The following is a 16,217-nucleotide window of genomic DNA, read 5'->3' on the forward strand; positions in this document are numbered from 1 at the left end:
ATGACGAGTGCCCCGCGCCCCACGACCGACCTGTCGGCAGCCGACGCCCGCCGCATCGCCCTGCGCGCACAGGGTTTCCTCGGCGCCCCCGACCGCCGCGCGGGCGTGCGCGGTGTGCTCCGCCATCTCGGCGCGGTCCAGCTCGACACCATCTCGGTCCTCGCCCGCTCCCACGAACTCATCCCGTACGCCCGCCTCGGCGCCGTCCCTCGCAAGACGGTCGAGGACGCGTACTGGACCCAGACGCACGCCTTCGAGTACTGGTCCCACGCGGCCTGCATCCTCCCCGTCGAGGAGTGGCCCCACTTCGCCTTCCGTCGCCGCGCCTACCGCGGTCGGCCGCACTGGAACCACGACCTCCCGGACGGCACCTACGACCAGGTCATCAAGCAGCTCCGGGCCGAAGGCCCACTCACCTCAACGGAGTTGGGCGGCGCCAAGCGCACCAGCGAGTGGTGGGACTGGTCCGGCGCCAAGGTCGCCGTGGAGCGCGCGCTCATGTACGGGGAGGTGGTGTGCGTGGAGCGCCGCGGCTGGAAGCGGGTGTACGACCTCGCCGAACGCGCGATCCCGGATCAGCTGCTGCACGACGAGCTGGATGACACCGAGTGCCTCCGTCGTCTGGTCCGGCTGGCGGGCCAGTCACTGGGCGTCGGCACGCGCGCGGACATCGCCGACTACCACCGCCTCAAGGGCGAGCAGGTCGACGCGGTGATCGCCGACTCGGGCCTGGTCCCGGTCACCGTGGAGGGCTGGGGCAAGCCGGCCTGGGCCGACCCGGCGGCCCTGGAGACCGCCCCGCGCGGTCGGCATCGCACCACGCTCCTGTCCCCGTTCGACTCCCTGATCTGGGAGCGGGCCCGCACGGAGCGGATCTTCGGCTTCACCCACCGCCTGGAGGCCTACGTCCCCAAACCGAAGCGGATCCACGGCTACTTCGCGATGCCGGTCCTCGCCGGCGGCCAGTTGGTCGGCCGCGTGGACCCGGCGCGGGAGGGCCGCACCCTGGTCGCCAAGCAGGTCACCCTGGACGGCGCGAAGGCCGTACGGTCCGTGGCACAGGCCCTGGTCGAGGCCGCGAGCTGGGTGGACTGCACGGACGTACGCGTGGAGCGGGTCGACGCCCCCGAACTGCGCGCGCCCCTCGCCGGAGAGCTCCTGCGCCTGCTGGCGTGAGGGTCACCGGATTTCGAGGATCTTCTCCCGCATCGCGTAGACGACGGCCTCCATCCTGGAGTGCAGCTGCAGCTTCTCCAGGATGTTGCGCACATGGTTCTTCACGGTGTTCTCGGAGATGAACAACTGCTTGGCGATATCGCGGTTGTTCATACCGGTGGCGACAAGTTTGAGAACCTCCAGCTCACGGTCGGTGAGCCGGGGCGCGGGCACCAGCCGGCGCTCGTCGGTGCGCTGGATCATCGACTTGAACTCGGTGAGCAGCTTCGACGCCATGGAGGGACTGATCTGCGACTGCCCGTCGGCCACGGCGCGAATGGCGGTGGCCACCTCGTCGGTCGAGATCTCCTTGAGGAGATATCCCGTGGCGCCCGCCTTGATCGCGTCGTAGAGGTCGGCCTCTTCGTCGCTGATCGTCAGCATGATGATCTTCGCGCTGGGTGCCACCTCCTTGATGGAGGTGCACGCCTCGATCCCGCCCCGCTTCGGCATCCGTACGTCCATCAGCACGATGTCCGGCAGCAGGTCGGCGGCCTTGTCGACGGCCTCGGCGCCGTCGCCCGCCTCGCCGACGACCTGGATGTCCTCCTCGGCCGCCAGCACGATCTCCAGGCCGCGGCGGAAAAGGGCGTGGTCGTCCACGACAAGGACTCTGATCGGCTCCTTGCGTGTCGAGCCCGCTTCCGGGCCCATGGCGACGACGCCATCGGCATCCTCGACATGCATCGGTCCGAAGCTGTCCGCCATCGTTCCTCCCCCTGAAGGCTGTGGCCTGTGGTCCTGCGCCATCGCCAACCCAAGGCAGCGGCCCACCGGTTGGGCCCTGTGCGGCCATGATTCCATGCCCGGACGCTAGTGCGGTCACGGAGCGGGGCGCGAAGTGGTCGCACACCGGTGCCCCTGGGGGCGCACACGCGCTCCAGGGGCACCGGCTCGACTGCCGCCGGGTGGGTCAGCCGCCCAACGTGCCGCCCGCCGCGGGCGGTTGCGCCTGGGTGACCATCGGGTCCGTGCTGAGGTGGATGACGCCGTAGTCGTAGGCGTGCCGCCGGTAGACGACACTCGGTTCCTTGGTCTCGGAGTCGACGAACAGGTAGAAGTCGTGTCCGACCAGTTCCATCTCGTAGAGGGCCTGGTCGAGGGACATCGGAGAGGCGACGTGGGTCTTCTCGCGGACGATGAGGGGGCCTTCGCCCTTCACTTCCAGCGAGCCGATCTTCTTGGTGGGCACACCGTCCGACTGCTCGTCGGGGGCGGCGTGGCCGTTGCCGTTGAGCGTCGCCGCGCCCGGGACGTGGTCGGGGACCTCGGCGGCCGTGAGCCGACGGGCACCGCGGCGCGTGTGACGCTTGTCGTGCTGCTTGCGCAGCCGGGCATCCAGCTTCTCCGCCGCGAGGTCGAGCGCCGCGTACGGATCGTTGGCCGATGCCTCCGCCCGGATCACCGGACCGCGGGAGCGGAGCGTGATCTCCACTCGGTCGCAACGGTCGGCCTGTCGGGGGTTGGGCTCCTTGGACACCTCGACGTCGAGGCTGATCACCTTGCCGTCGAGCTTCTGGATCTTCTCCAGCTTCAGCTTCTCGGCCACGTGCTTGCGGAACCGCTCGGGCACCTCGGTCTTGCGGCCCTTGACGACGATGTCCACGCAGAACTCCGTTCCCGGATCACTCCGCTTCGCTGCGGAGCGTCTCCCTTTTGCACCAAGTTCCGGTCACCCCGGAACCTCGGACTCGGTGACTTCCACCTCCTCCTCCCCCATGGGCAAGATCTCCACCCCATGGCCGTGGTGATTGCAGAAAACCCACGGCACGGCATTCGGATAGGAGAGGTGCGGCCTGCGCCTTTCTCTCACAACCGAACATATCTCGCCCGGACGGATGTCGTCACCCTCTACCGCGGCGTACCTCCGTTCAGGTGAATTGGCCCTGTCATTACCTGCAACGACGTAAGTTTGCAGTCAGTTCCGGTTTATTTCGAAGGAATCAGGCGATGCCGCGATCACTGCCGCGCAGATCAGGTCACCGGGGCCGTTCACACCCACGATTCCCGGTGCACTGAGTGCCATGTGACTCCCCTTCTCCTTTGCTGCCTGCATCTGTTCCCCTCTGCCTTCCCGGGACACACCCGCGTACACGGCCGGAGTTGCTCCAACTGCTCCTCCCGGTCCATGGCAGGTGATCGCCTCACGCACGGCGCGCCCCGCCTCCCGCAACGAGGCCCCCGTCGTCATCAGGTCGTCGACGAGCACGACCCGACCGCCGACCAGCAACCGGGCACCACCCGCGACCACCTCCAGGGCACCGGCCAGATTGTCCAGCCGCTGCCGGGAGTTGAGCCCCGACTGGTCGGCCACCCATCGCCGCTGCCGCAGCACGGCCACCACCCGGGCCGGCGTCCCGCTCCGCCGCAACTCCCCCGCCGCCGCGAGGGCGATCCGTCGCGCCGGATCATGCCCACGAGCCCGCACCACCCCACGCGCGGAGGGCACGGGAACCAGCAGCACCGGCGCCTCGACACCGCTCCGGAACGGGGCGCCGCCTACGACCACCTGCCCGTGTCGCCCCGCGGGTGCCCGCCGTGCTCCCGTGGCCGCCTGTCTCGCCCCCGCTGCCTCCCGCTCAGCCCAGTCGTCCCAGTCGTCCCAGTCGTCCCTCTCGCCCTCGCTGCCCCCATCCCCCTCCTCTCTCAGCTCGCCAAGTCCCGGCACCCGATCCCCGTCCCACCGCGCCGAACCTCCGCTCAGCCCCGCCAACCCCCCGTCCCTCTCCGTCACAGCCCCTTGGCCCCGCGCCCGGCACTCCCGGAGCCCCGCCCGCACAGCGCCCGCGAGAGCGGCGCCCAGGGGTCCGGCGAGGGCCAGTGAGCCTCGTTCCTTGTGGGCGAGGAGCATCGCGCGCACCTCGTCCTCGTAAGGAGCCGCCGCATACGTCGCCGGCAGCCCGGACGGCTCGGGCACCGGTCGCACCCGGCTCGGTACGGCCCCGTTCAGGGCGGCACGGCACTCCGGACAGAGCACCGTGCGAGGCGTCCCGCAGCCTCCGCACTCGGCCGGCAGCACCAGATCCGTGAGGTCCCGCCACCAGCCCCGCATGCCCACCACTGTGCCAACGCTCTCGCCGACCGGCCACCCCTGTGGACAACCGGCGGACGCCTGCCTGTGGAGAACTCCGCGCAACCGCCGACAGCCGTCCCCCACACGAGTGCGGCCCCGCCCCGGAACGCGCGAACGGCCGCCTCCCGCCGAGCCTCAGCCCGACCGAGGACGGCCGCTTCGCACTGCCTCACGCCAGATCAACCGGCAAGCAACTCAACCCAATTGGGCCGACGATCGCCTCACCCCGGGTAAACCGGCGCCGACCCAGTCTTGACCACCTTCTGCCACTGCGCCCCGGTGGGCAGCCGTACGATCCCGTCCTCCGAAAAGGCCACCAGCGGCAGCTTGTCGTCCTCGGACGCGGCGATCTCCTTCACGCCGGTCAGGGCGGTGGGCGCCGGGCCCTCCGGTGTGGAGCCGTCGACCTGGACGTACCGCATCTGCTGCACGCCGCCCTGCGCGCGCCCGACCACCACGAGCCGGCTGTCCCCGGCCCACGACATGGCCGTGATCTCCTCCAGGTCGGGGGTCGCGGAACGCAGTTCGAGGACCGAGACCACCGGCTGCTCCCCGGTCGCGCCGCTCCGCTGGATCCGCCCGATCTGCAGGGACCGCTTGCCGTCCTTCTCCACGACGAGCGCGATCCGCACCCCGTCGGCCGCCACTCGGACCGACTCGATCCGGCCGTCCAGCCCCAGGGTGTCGACCGCGATCGGCTGGCCGGCGCCCTTCTGCAGCACGAGCAGCCGCGGGTTCTTCGGGTCCCGGTCGGCCACCCAGAGGTCGCCCTGAACGTCCCAGCTGGGAGCCGTCAGCCGGTCGGCCGCCGTCTTACCCTGGCTCGTCAGCACGGGGTCCCCGAGCGACGCGCCCGACACCATCGACCCGACGTAGAGCGACTTCCCGTCGAGACTGACCGCGGCTCCGCTCTCCTCGTCGCGCGACACCGCGACCGACCCCAGTTGCTTGGTGCCCTCGCCCAGCGCACCCGGCACCGCCTCGGCGTGCGTGCCCCTGCTGCCGCCGGGTATCCGCACCACCCGGTGCTTGTCGTCGATGAAGTACAGGTACACGGGGTGGTTCACGGGGCCGCGGGTCACGAGGGACTCCGCGTTGTTCTCGGAGTACACGCACAGCTGTGCGCCGTTGGCGGCCTGCAACTCGACCTCGTCCACCGTGGGCGTCATGGTGTGGAGCGTGTAGAGGATCTGCGTCGCCATCTCGTTGCACCGGGCCAGCCCCACCCGCGAGGCCTTCTGGTTCAACGGGACCGTCAGCTTGTTCTGGTCGTCGGGGGTCAGCGAGGTGACTCCCTTGCGCAGCGCCGTCCCGGTGGGGAAGCTCGACCTGACCACGGGCCCGAGCCAGCTGGTGGGCCCGTCGAGGAGCGAGCGCACCATCTGCGTCATGGGGTCCACCCGCCGCCGTACGAACACGGGATCCGCCACGGCGATCGGCTGCGGGGTCGCCCCGGCCGTCGTGTTCGACGCGAAATAGTACTTGTCGACCGACATGTAGTTGCGCTGGAAGTCCGAACTGCCCATGACGACGCCCTGTGGCAGCCCGTCGATGCGCCACTGCCCGCTCTTCGTGTCCTTCGCCAGATGCACCCGCTGGCTGTACCGGCCGTCCGCGGGCGAGTACGCCTGCTGCGAGTCCACCGTGGCGACCCGGTCTCCGGTCAGTGTGTACGCGAAAGCGTCGCTGTCCTCCCGGTCGCCGGGCGGATGGACGGCCTCGGTGCTCGGCCCGTCGGCGAGCACGGTGGTGGACGCCTCCGGCTGCCAGCCCCGCGCCGCCTTGGCGGTCAGATACAGACGTGCCGTCTTGTAGTTCGGATCGTCGCTGGTCAGCGCCTCCAGGAAACCCTGCACGATCTCCCCCTGCGTCGCGTCCTCCCGGGGAGGCATCGCGAAAACGCGCACCTGGGTGTCCTGCCGCGGCGTCGACTCGACACCCCGGAGGTCCCCGCTGTCCGGCATCGAGGCACATCCCGCCAGCACTACGACGCCGCACGCGACGTACGCCGCCGCGCGTGCCGGCTTTCGCCGGGCGCCCTCCTCGCGGTCAGCGCCCACGAGATGCCTCCCCCTGCTTGTTCGATTCCTCCGGCACTGCGGCCGGGTCGACACCGCGCGCGGTGTCACTGCGCGGCTCGTCCTCGGTCGGCCGGTCCTCCTGGCGCCGTGTGCCGCCGCTCGGCCGGGGCACCACGCGTGCGCCGTTGCCGGGCAGCGCCGTCGGGTCCGCCGTCGCGGTCGCGCCGGTCAGCCTCGGGGTGATCGGGGTCCGCGCGGGTATCGGCGCCCCCTGGTCACCCATCGGCTGCACCGGGACCGTCGCGCGCTTGTCCCCGCCCCCGCTCGACAGTCCGGCGTCATTGAGTCCACGATTACGGCGTGAGTCCTTGGGCTCCAGGGGTATCGGCGAGCCCCGTAGCGGTTCGTCGGCGGTCCTCGGCAGCGTCAGCCGGAACTGCGAACCGCCGCCCGGCTCACCCCACGCCTGCAGCCAGCCGCCGTGCAGCCGCGCGTCCTCCAGGGCGATGGACAGCCCCAGACCCGTACCACCGGTGGTACGCGCGCGTGCCGGGTCGGCCCGCCAGAAGCGGCTGAACACCCGGGTCGCCTCGCCAGGCTTGAGCCCCACCCCGTAGTCGCGCACCGCGATGGCGACCGCCCCGCCCGCGGTGGCGAGCTTGACTATGACGTCCTTGCCGTCGCCGTGCTCCACGGCGTTGACGACGAGATTGCGCAGCACCCGCTCCACCCGCCGGGGATCGGCCTCGGCGACCACGGGCTGCTGGTCGCCGACGACGCGTATCTGCGTGCCCTTGCGCTCGGCGAGCGGCTCGGCCCCGCTGATGACCCGCCGTACGACCTCCCTGAGGTCTATCGGCTCGGCCTCCAGGGCCGCCGCTCCCGCGTCGAAGCGGCTGATCTCCAGCAGGTCGGCGAGCAGCGTCTCGAAGCGGTCCAGCTGGTCGGCGAGGAGTTCGGCCGACCGCGCGGTCATCGGATCGAAGTCCACGCGCGCGTCGTGGATGACATCGGCGGCCATGCGTACGGTCGTCAGCGGCGTGCGCAGCTCGTGCGACACGTCGGACACGAACCGGCGCTGCATCCGCGACAGGTCCTCCAGCTGCTGGATCTTCAGCTGGAGGTTCTGCGCCATCTTGTTGAAGGCCTCGCCGAGCCGCGCGATGTCGTCCTCACCGGTGACCTTCATCCGCTCCTGGAGGCGCCCGGCGGACAGCCGCTCGGCGATCCCGGCGGCCATCCGCACCGGCGTGACGACCTGCCGCACGACGAGCCAGGCGATGGCCCCGAGGAGTACGACGACGAAGAGCCCGGCCGTCGCCAGCGTCCCCTTGACCAGGCTGAGCGACTTCTCCTCCTGGGTGAGCGGGAAGAGGTAGTACAGCTGGTAGGGGTTGTTGTTCGGGTCGTTGACCTGCTTGCCGACGACCAGCGCGGGCTGGGACTCCTTGCCGTTGCTGTAGATGATCCGGGTGTAGCTCTGGGCCGCCGCCGTACTGCCGTTGACCCGCGCGCGCAGGTCCTCCGGCACGCTCGCGGACGGGTCGACGTACCCGGAACCGCGCGGACTGCGTCCGCCGCCGGTGTCGGCACCCGCCGGCAGCGTCACCACGTCGAAGGCACCCTGACCGCCGCTGGACAGCGACGACACCAGGTCGCTCATCCATGAGATGACGTTCTGCGAGGAGTTGCCGTCGGTCGCGGAGCCGTCGTCGGCGGTCCCGCTGGCCGCCTCGTCGGCCCGCTGCTTGGCCACGGCGAACCCACCCGTGGCCTGGCTCTGCGAGGCCTTCACCTTGGCGTCCAGCAGGCCGTTGCGCACCTGGCCGATGACGACGAAGCCCAGCAGCAGGACGACGCCCAGAGACATCAGCAGGGTGGTGACGACGACCTTGAGCTGGATGTTGCGCCGCCACAGCCGCATGACCGGCAGCAGCGGCCGCCGCACCCAGCGCATGAACAGGCGGAGGACCGGGCTGCCCTGGACCCCGCCCTGAAGCAGCCCGCCCTCCAGCAGACGTGCCCAGCGGGAGCCCGCCGCCGTCCGGCCGACAGGCCGCCCCGCGCGGGCCCCGGTCCCCCCGGGTGCCGAAGCGGCACTGTCCCTGGACATGTCAGCTCGGTCCCGCCTTGTAACCGACGCCGCGGACGGTCACCACGATCTCCGGCCGCTCCGGGTCCTTCTCGACCTTGGAACGCAGCCGCTGGACATGCACGTTGACCAGACGGGTGTCCGCCGCGTGCCGGTAGCCCCAGACCTGCTCCAGGAGCACCTCACGCGTGAACACCTGCCACGGTTTACGGGCCAGCGCGACCAGCAGGTCGAACTCCAGCGGGGTCAGGGCGATCGACTGCCCGTCCCGCTTCACGGAGTGACCGGCCACGTCGATGACCAGATCGCCTATGGCGAGCTGCTCGGGCGCCGGCTCCTCGGACCTCCGCAGCCGCGCCCGGATCCGGGCGACCAGCTCCTTCGGCTTGAACGGCTTCACGATGTAGTCGTCGGCGCCGGACTCCAGGCCCACCACGACATCGACGGTGTCGCTCTTCGCCGTGAGCATCACGATCGGTACCCCGGACTCCGCCCTGATCAGGCGGCACACCTCGATACCGTCCCGTCCGGGCAGCATCAGGTCCAGGAGCACCAGGTCGGGCTTGCTCTCACGGAAAGCGGCCAGCGCCTTGTCGCCGTCGGCTACGAAAGACGGCTCAAAACCTTCACCACGCAACACAATGCCGAGCATCTCGGCCAGTGCGGTGTCGTCATCGACGACAAGGACTCGTCCCTTCATAAACGACATCATCCCATTAACTAAATCGTTACCTGTCGTGACCTGTCACACAGCTCTGCCAGCGCCCCCGCCGTCACGGGCGAAACAGCGCCTTCTTCGGTGACGATCGCCGTCACCAGCTCGGGAGGCGTCACGTCGAACGCCGGGTTGTAGGCCTGGGTCCCCAGAGGTGCCACCGGAATCCCGCCTCCCGCTCCCGACACCGTCACTTGGGGTGACGTGATCTCCGTCACTTCGAACCCGGGGCGCTGCTCCACCTCGATGGACGCACCGTCCGGCGTGTCCGGATCCACCGTCGTCACCGGCGCCACCACGATGAACGGCACATGGTGGTACCGGGCGAGCACGGCGAGCGGATAGCTCCCCACCTTGTTCGCCACCGAACCGTCGGCGGCGATCCGGTCCGCCCCGATCAGCACCGCATCCACCTCCCCGGCCGCGAACAAGGAGCCCGCCGCGTTGTCCGTGAGCAAGGTGTACGCCATACCGTTGCGCGCCGCCTCATAAGCCGTCAGGCGAGCACCTTGCAGCAATGGACGCGTTTCGTCCACCCACAGCCGCCGCAGCCGCCCGTCCCGGTGCGCCGCGAGCGCCACCGCGAAGGCCGTACCCTCGCCGCCCGACACCAGCGCTCCGGTGTTGCAGTGCGTCAGAATCCGGTGCCCACCGCCGGGCAGCAGCTCGTCCAGCAGGGCCAGCCCGTGCGCGGCCATCCGCGCGCTGGCCTCGGCATCCTCCCGGTGCAACCGCCGCGCCGCCGCCAGCGCGGCCCCGGCCGCCTGCTCAGGATCGCCACCCTTGGCCACCGCGTCCCGGTGCGCGGCCTGCGCCCTGCGCACCCCCACGGAGAGGTTCACCGCGGTGGGCCGGGCGCCCGCCAGCGCGATCGCGGCCTCGTCCACGTCGAAGCCCCGCGCGGCGGCGAGCGCGACGCCGTACGCCCCCGCGATGCCGAGCAGCGGCGCACCGCGCACCGCCAGCGAACGAATCGCGTCCACCAGCGCGGAGGCGTCCGTGCACACCAGCTCGACCTCCTCGGCGGGCAGCCTCGTCTGGTCGAGCAGAACCAGTACAGGACCCTCGGGGGGTTCGTCCCAGCGGATCGCGGGTATCTCGGTCGGCCGGCCGCTCTCGCCGGATCGCGCGTACTGATCAGCCATGCGGTCAGTCTGCCCCGTATCCGACGGACAATTGAAGGTGCGCAGCCCATACCGCGGCCGGTCACCGGTCGACCACCCCATGGCACGATGGCTGCCAACCTGCCGCCGCGCCCGCGGACGGGCACCGTGAAGGAGCGACGATGAACGACACTCCGGGCTGGGCCTCGCCCGGATCCGCCCCGCCCGACGGGCCCGAGCCCGGCGGTTCCGGTCCGGCCGAGCCTGAGAGCGGCTCCGGCCCCGCACAGCCCGCGGACCAGCCCGGCACGGACCCGTCGGGCACCGGCCCGCAGTGGTCCAAGGAGCAGCCGCCACCCGCCCAGTGGTCCGCGCCCACCGACGCCCCGGGCCCGGGCCAGGCACCGCCCCCACCGCCCGGCCCCGGCTGGGGCGGAGGCCACCCCGGCGGCCCGGCGGGCCCCGGAGGCCCTGGGGGATACGGCGGGCCCGGCGGTTACGGCGCTCCCGGCTGGGGAGCCGGCTGGGGCGGTCCCCCGCCCGCGGCCAAGCCCGGTGTGATCCCGCTCCGCCCGCTCGGCGTCGGCGAGATCCTCGACGGCGCCGTGTCCACCATGCGCACCTACTGGCGCACGGTCCTGGGCATCTCGCTCAGCGTCGCGGTCGTCATGCAGACCATCGTCGTCCTCGTGCAGGGCTTCGCCTTCAGCGACCTCACCAGCGCCAACGCCCTCGACGACCCGAACGCCAGCGCCTCCGAAGTGACCCGCGGCATGAGCGAGGCCCTCCTCAGCACCGGCGTCGTCTACCTGGTCGCCCTCATCGGCACGGTGATCGCCACCGCCCTGCTCACGACCGTCACCAGCCGCGCCGTCCTCGGCAAGCCGGTCACCGCCACGGAAGCCTGGCGTGACGCCCGCCCCCAAGTGCTCAAGCTGTTCGGCCTGATCTGCCTGCTGATCCTCATGGCCATCGTCCTGATCGGCGTCCCCACCGTGCCCGGCATCATCGTGGCCGTCACGGGATCCGTGGACGGGGGCATCGCACTCGCCGTCATCGGTGGCCTCATCGGCTGCTTCGTCACCCTCTGGCTGGCGATCCGCTTCTCCCTGGCCTCGCCCGCACTGATGCTGGAGAAGCAGGGCATCGTGAAGTCGATGAGCCGCTCCGCGAAGCTGGTGCGCGGCTCCTGGTGGCGGATCTTCGGCATCCAGCTGCTCGCCCAGATCATCGCGAGCATCCTGTCGTCCATCCTCGTGATCCCGTTCGCCTTCATCGCCGGAGTGCTGAGCGGCGACGGTCTCAGCGGCCTCGTCAACGGCACCGGCGACGTCGGCTGGACGTTCCTCGTCATCAGCGGCATCGGCGCGGTGATCGGCCGCATGATCTCGTTCCCGATCACCGCGGGCGTCACCGTGCTCCTGTACATCGACCAGCGCATCCGCCGCGAGGCCCTCGACCTCGACCTGGCCCGCGCCGCCGGAGTCCAGGACTACGGCACCGCCGCCCCCGGCCCCACTCCGGGGAGCTGATGCGGTGAGCCTGGCGGGGGGAGTACTCACAGCGGTGCCCGCGGCGCTGCCGCACACCGTCGAATCGGCCACGAGGGCACTGCTGCACGCCCACGGCACAGTCGTACGGTCGTCAGCCCTCTCGGGAGACGAACCACCGGTGACGATCCCGCGCGACCCCGCGCGGGAGGCGGCCCGGCGTGAACTGTCCAAGCAGATGTACCACGAGAACGACCCCAGCCTGGTGCAACGAGCCCTGGACGCCATCTCGCACTGGGTCGACAAACTGTTCAGCAGGGCATCGGAGGCGACACCCGGCGGAACACTCGGCCTGATCGTCGTCATCCTGGTCGTCATCGCAGTCGTGGCCGCCCTGTGGTGGCGCCTCGGCACCCCCCGCCACGAACCCGCCTCCACCGCCGCCCTGTTCGACGACCGGCCCCGAAGCGCCGCCGAACACCGCTCGGCCGCCGAGGCACACGCCGCCCAGGGACACTGGAACCCCGCCGTGCAGGAACGCATGCGTGCCATCGTCCGCTCCCTGGAGGAACGCGCCCTGCTCGACGTCCGCCCCGGCCGCACCGCCGACGAGGCGGTCGCGGAAGCCGGCCGCGCACTCCCGTCGCACACGGACGAACTACGCGCCGCCGCCGGACACTTCGACGACGTGACGTACGGCGGACGCGGCGCGAGCGAGCAGTCGTACCGCCGCATCGCCGAACTCGACCGCGCCCTGGAGCGGACCAGGCCCGTCCTCACGAGCAGCGCCCACAACACGGCCCACCACACCAGCCAGGGGGCCGCCGAATGACCACGGAGGCGACGCTTCCCACCACCTCGGCCTCGCCCACCGTCCGCCAGGTGTGGACCCGCGCGCGTGGCATCGTCCTCGCGCTCGTGGTCCTCCTGGCAGCCGCCGTGGGGATCGCCGCGATCCGCTCCGACGCCCGGCACGGCGACCTCGACCCGCGCTCCGCCGACCCCTACGGCAGCCGCGCCGTCGCCGAACTCCTCGGCGACCGGGGCGTGTCCACGCGCGTGGTCTCGACCCTGGCCCAGGCCCGCGCCGCGGCCGGCCCGGACACCACCCTCCTGGTCGCCGTCCCGGACCTGCTGACCAAGCGTCAACAGGCCGCCCTGCACGCGGAGTTCGCGAACTCCGGCGGTCGTACGATCCTCGTCGCGCCCAGCGCCCCGTCCCTCAGCGGGCTCGCCCCCGAGGTCACCGTCGACGCGGGGCCCAGCTTCGACTCGCCGCTCTCCCCCGACTGCTCGATGCCCGCCGCCCGGCGCGCGGGCGACGCGGAAACCGGTGACTACAGGTACACGACCACGGCCACCGACGCCGACGAGTGCTACCCCAGCGACGGCCGACCGACCCTGCTCCGGCTCCCGGACGCATCCGCGGGCGGCGACACCGTGGTCATCGGCGCGCCCGACATCTTCTTCAACAAGCGTCTCGACAAGCAGGGCAACGCCTCGCTCGCCCTCCAACTCCTCGGCTCGCGTCCCCATCTGGTCTGGTACCTCCCCTCGCTGTCCGACACCACGGCCACCGACTCCGGCAGCCAGAGCTTCCTCGACCTGCTCCCCTCGGGCTGGCTCTGGGGCACCCTGCAACTGTTCATCGCCGCAGCCCTGGCCGCCCTCTGGCGGGCACGCCGACTGGGCCCCCTCGTGCCCGAAAAACTCCCCGTGGCGATCCGCGCCTCCGAAACCGTCGAAGGCCGCGCCCGCCTCTACCGCAAAGCCAACGCCCGTGACCGCGCGGCCACCGCTCTGCGCTCCACCACCCGCACTCGCCTCGCCCCCCTCGTAGGCGTCCCCGTCTCCCAGGCGCACACGCCCGAGGCCCTGCTCCCCGCGCTCTCCGCCCACCTCCACGGCGACGGACAGACCCTGCACTCCCTCCTCTTCGGCCCGCCGCCCAGCGACGACATGGCCCTCATCGCACTCGCCGACCAACTCGACGCCCTCGAAAGAGAGGTACGCCGTCCATGATGGACCCGACCACTGACAACGCCGGGCCTGCGGGGAATCCGGGCGCCGCCCGAGCCTCCCTCGAATCCCTGCGCGCCGAGATCGCCAAAGCCGTGGTCGGCCAGGACCCCGCCGTGACCGGCCTCGTCGTCGCCCTCCTCTGCCGCGGACACGTTCTACTAGAAGGAGTCCCTGGGGTCGCCAAAACGTTGCTCGTCCGAGCGCTCGCATCCGCACTCGAACTCGACACCAAGCGCATCCAGTTCACCCCGGACCTGATGCCCAGCGACGTCACCGGCTCCCTGGTCTACGACACCCGCTCGGCAGAGTTCCGCTTCCAGCCCGGCCCGGTCTTCACCAACCTCCTCCTCGCGGACGAGATCAACCGCACCCCGCCGAAGACCCAGTCGTCCCTCCTCGAAGCGATGGAGGAACGCCAGGTCACGGTCGACGGCACTCCGCGCCCCCTCCCCGACCCCTTCCTGGTCGCCGCGACGCAGAACCCCGTCGAGTACGAGGGCACGTACCCCCTCCCCGAAGCCCAACTCGACCGCTTCCTCCTCAAACTGACGATCCCTCTCCCCTCCCGCCAGGACGAGATCGACGTCCTCACCCGCCACGCCGAAGGCTTCAACCCGCGCGACCTGCACGCCGCCGGCCTGCGCCCCGTAGCGAACGCGGCCGACCTCGAAGCAGCCCGCGCGGCAGTCGCCAAGACAACGATCTCCCCCGAAATCACCGCCTACGTAGTCGACATCTGCCGCGCCACCCGCGAATCGCCGTCCCTCAACCTCGGCGTGTCCCCGCGCGGCGCCACCGCCCTCCTCGCCACCTCGCGCGCGTGGGCCTGGCTCACGGGCCGCGACTACGTCATCCCCGACGACGTGAAGGCCCTCGCGCTCCCCACCCTCCGCCACCGCGTACAGCTGCGCCCCGAGGCCGAGATGGAGGGCGTGACGGCCGACTCCGTCATCAACGCGATCCTCGCCCACGTCCCGGTCCCCCGCTGATGGCCCTCACCGGCCGCGCCGCCCTCCTCGCAGCCCTGGGCTCCCTCCCCGTAGGCATCTGGGAACCCAGCTGGACAGGCATCCTGGCCGTCAACGCCCCCCTGGCGTTGGCCTGCGCCTGCGACTTCGCCCTGGCCGCCCCGGTACGCCGCCTGAGCCTCACCCGCTCGGGCGACACCTCCGTACGCCTGGGCGAATCCGCCGACGTCACCCTGACCGTCACCAACCCGTCCCGCCGCCTGCTCCGAGCCCGCATCCGCGACGCCTGGCCCCCCAGCAGCTGGCTCCCCGGCACGGAATTCGCCGCCTCCCGCCACCGCCTGACGATCCCGCCCGGCGAACGCCGCCGCCTCACCACCCGCCTACGCCCCACCCGCCGAGGCGACCGCCAAGCAGACCGAGTGACCATCCGTTCCTACGGCCCCCTCGGCCTCCTCACCCGCCAGGGCACCCACGCAGTCCCCTGGGCCGTACGCGTCCTGCCCCCCTTCACCAGCCGCAAGCACCTCCCGTCGAAACTCGCCCGCCTCCGCGAACTCGACGGCCGCACCAGCGTGCTGACCCGCGGCGAAGGAACAGAGTTCGACAGCCTGCGCGAATACGTCCCCGGCGACGACACCCGCTCCATCGACTGGCGCGCCACCGCCCGCCAAACGACGGTCGCGGTACGCACCTGGCGCCCGGAACGCGACCGCCACATCCTCCTGGTCCTCGACACCGGCCGCACCTCGGCCGGCCGCGTCGGCGACGCCCCGCGCCTCGACGCCTCCATGGACGCCGCCCTGCTCCTGGCAGCCCTGGCATCCCGCGCAGGCGACCGCGTAGACCTCCTCGCCTACGACCGCAGGGTCCGCGCCCTCGTCCAGGGCCGCACCGCACGCGACGTACTCCCCTCACTGGTCAACGCGATGGCGACACTCGAACCGGAACTCGTCGAAACAGACGCCCGAGCCCTCGCCGCCACGGCGATCCGCACCGCGCCACGCCGCTCCCTGATCGTCCTGCTCACAAGCCTCGACGCGGCCCCGGTCGAAGAGGGCCTGCTCCCCGTCCTCGCCCAACTCACTCAGCGCCATACGGTTCTGGTGGCATCCGTGGCAGATCCGCACATAGCGCGCATGGCCACGGCCCGTGGAAACACAGAGGCGGTATACGAGGCGGCAGCCGCGGCACGTGCCCAGACCGAACGCGACCGTACCGCGGAAAAACTCCGCCGGCATGGCGTCACCATCGTCGACGCAACACCGGACGACCTCGCACCGGCACTGGCGGACGCGTATCTGGCTCTCAAGGCTGCGGGACGTTTGTAATAAGGGGGGTCTGCTTAAAAAAGCAGACCCCTTTTCAGGCCCCCTTAAACGCAGAAAACCCCCGTACCGAATTAACGGTACGGGGGTTCTCGCAATATTTGTTCGGCGGCGTCCTACTCTCCCACAGGGTCCCCCCTGCAGTACCATCGGCGCTGTAAGGCTTAGCTTCCGGGTTCGGAATGTAACC

At 71.0% G+C, this 16,217-nt stretch carries 13 protein-coding genes and 1 rRNA gene; 6 read left to right on the top strand and 8 right to left on the bottom strand.

The genetic code is table 11. The annotated features are described in order from the left end of the window. On the top strand, window positions 1-1,176 hold the full coding sequence (locus ACWIHT_RS24615) for a winged helix-turn-helix domain-containing protein (RefSeq protein WP_456170364.1): 1,176 nt from the start codon (window positions 1-3) through the stop codon (window positions 1,174-1,176). A gap of 3 nt (window positions 1,177-1,179) precedes the next feature. Here the strand turns inward: ACWIHT_RS24615 and ACWIHT_RS24620 are convergent, their stop codons facing one another. The 7 genes from ACWIHT_RS24620 to mtnA form a co-directional block, all read right to left on the bottom strand. Next, window positions 1,180-1,923 (bottom strand): response regulator, encoded by a 744-nt coding sequence (locus ACWIHT_RS24620; protein ID WP_026178126.1) that lies wholly within the window; start codon window positions 1,921-1,923, stop codon window positions 1,180-1,182. 205 nt (window positions 1,924-2,128) lie between these two features. Then, window positions 2,129-2,821: a ribosome hibernation-promoting factor, HPF/YfiA family gene (gene hpf / locus ACWIHT_RS24625; protein ID WP_019066020.1), complete on the bottom strand. Its 693-nt coding sequence runs from the start codon at window positions 2,819-2,821 to the stop codon at window positions 2,129-2,131. A 312-nt stretch (window positions 2,822-3,133) separates the two neighbouring features. Next, window positions 3,134-4,267 carry a ComF family protein gene (locus ACWIHT_RS24630; protein WP_456170365.1) on the bottom strand — a complete coding sequence of 378 codons (1,134 nt, stop codon included), beginning with the start codon at window positions 4,265-4,267 and terminating at the stop codon, window positions 3,134-3,136. Between the two features lie 242 nt (window positions 4,268-4,509). Then, window positions 4,510-6,348 carry an LpqB family beta-propeller domain-containing protein gene (locus ACWIHT_RS24635; RefSeq protein ID WP_456170366.1) on the bottom strand — a complete coding sequence of 613 codons (1,839 nt, stop codon included), beginning with the start codon at window positions 6,346-6,348 and terminating at the stop codon, window positions 4,510-4,512. Next, a complete protein-coding gene (gene mtrB / locus ACWIHT_RS24640) occupies window positions 6,338-8,422 on the bottom strand; it encodes an MtrAB system histidine kinase MtrB (RefSeq protein ID WP_456170367.1) in 2,085 nt (694 codons plus the stop codon). The genes ACWIHT_RS24635 and mtrB overlap by 11 nt, the downstream gene beginning before the upstream one ends. A gap of 1 nt (window position 8,423) precedes the next feature. Further along, window positions 8,424-9,113: a two-component system response regulator MtrA gene (gene mtrA, locus ACWIHT_RS24645; protein ID WP_187284748.1), complete on the bottom strand. Its 690-nt coding sequence runs from the start codon at window positions 9,111-9,113 to the stop codon at window positions 8,424-8,426. An 8-nt stretch (window positions 9,114-9,121) separates the two neighbouring features. Next, window positions 9,122-10,261, bottom strand: a complete 1,140-nt coding sequence (gene mtnA, locus ACWIHT_RS24650; protein ID WP_456170368.1) for an S-methyl-5-thioribose-1-phosphate isomerase — start codon at window positions 10,259-10,261, stop codon at window positions 9,122-9,124. Window positions 10,262-10,401: 140 nt separating this feature from the next. Here mtnA and ACWIHT_RS24655 point away from each other — a divergent pair, with 140 nt between their 5' ends. From ACWIHT_RS24655 to ACWIHT_RS24675, 5 genes are read left to right on the top strand one after another with little or no spacing between them, the layout of a single operon-like run. After that, on the top strand, window positions 10,402-11,751 hold the full coding sequence (locus ACWIHT_RS24655) for a DUF7544 domain-containing protein (protein ID WP_456170370.1): 1,350 nt from the start codon (window positions 10,402-10,404) through the stop codon (window positions 11,749-11,751). A 4-nt stretch (window positions 11,752-11,755) separates the two neighbouring features. Further along, a complete protein-coding gene (locus tag ACWIHT_RS24660; RefSeq protein WP_456170371.1) occupies window positions 11,756-12,541 on the top strand; it encodes a DUF4129 domain-containing protein in 786 nt (261 codons plus the stop codon). Next, window positions 12,538-13,731: a DUF4350 domain-containing protein gene (locus tag ACWIHT_RS24665; RefSeq protein WP_456170373.1), complete on the top strand. Its 1,194-nt coding sequence runs from the start codon at window positions 12,538-12,540 to the stop codon at window positions 13,729-13,731. Before ACWIHT_RS24660 ends, ACWIHT_RS24665 begins: the two co-directional genes overlap by 4 nt. After that, window positions 13,728-14,720, top strand: coding sequence for an AAA family ATPase (locus ACWIHT_RS24670; protein ID WP_456170374.1), 993 nt, complete (start codon window positions 13,728-13,730; stop codon window positions 14,718-14,720). The genes ACWIHT_RS24665 and ACWIHT_RS24670 overlap by 4 nt, the downstream gene beginning before the upstream one ends. Further along, on the top strand, window positions 14,720-16,030 hold the full coding sequence (locus ACWIHT_RS24675; RefSeq protein ID WP_456170375.1) for a DUF58 domain-containing protein: 1,311 nt from the start codon (window positions 14,720-14,722) through the stop codon (window positions 16,028-16,030). Before ACWIHT_RS24670 ends, ACWIHT_RS24675 begins: the two co-directional genes overlap by 1 nt. A gap of 100 nt (window positions 16,031-16,130) precedes the next feature. On the opposite strand, the gene rrf is transcribed toward ACWIHT_RS24675, so the two are convergent. Beyond that, a 5S ribosomal RNA gene (rrf, locus tag ACWIHT_RS24680) occupies window positions 16,131-16,217 on the bottom strand; the annotation flags it as partial.

The sequence above is a fragment of the Streptomyces sp. NPDC002276 genome (assembly GCF_053891435.1).

Coding starts and splice junctions, on each gene's coding strand:
- ACWIHT_RS24615 (WP_456170364.1), top strand. CDS start 1: ATGACGAGTGCCCCGCGCCCCACGACCGACCTGTCGGCAGCCGACGCC.
- ACWIHT_RS24620 (WP_026178126.1), bottom strand. CDS start 1,923: ATGGCGGACAGCTTCGGACCGATGCATGTCGAGGATGCCGATGGCGTC.
- ACWIHT_RS24630 (WP_456170365.1), bottom strand. CDS start 4,267: ATGCGGGGCTGGTGGCGGGACCTCACGGATCTGGTGCTGCCGGCCGAG.
- mtrB (WP_456170367.1), bottom strand. CDS start 8,422: ATGTCCAGGGACAGTGCCGCTTCGGCACCCGGGGGGACCGGGGCCCGC.
- mtrA (WP_187284748.1), bottom strand. CDS start 9,113: ATGATGTCGTTTATGAAGGGACGAGTCCTTGTCGTCGATGACGACACC.
- mtnA (WP_456170368.1), bottom strand. CDS start 10,261: ATGGCTGATCAGTACGCGCGATCCGGCGAGAGCGGCCGGCCGACCGAG.
- ACWIHT_RS24655 (WP_456170370.1), top strand. CDS start 10,402: ATGAACGACACTCCGGGCTGGGCCTCGCCCGGATCCGCCCCGCCCGAC.
- ACWIHT_RS24665 (WP_456170373.1), top strand. CDS start 12,538: ATGACCACGGAGGCGACGCTTCCCACCACCTCGGCCTCGCCCACCGTC.
- ACWIHT_RS24670 (WP_456170374.1), top strand. CDS start 13,728: ATGATGGACCCGACCACTGACAACGCCGGGCCTGCGGGGAATCCGGGC.
- ACWIHT_RS24675 (WP_456170375.1), top strand. CDS start 14,720: ATGGCCCTCACCGGCCGCGCCGCCCTCCTCGCAGCCCTGGGCTCCCTC.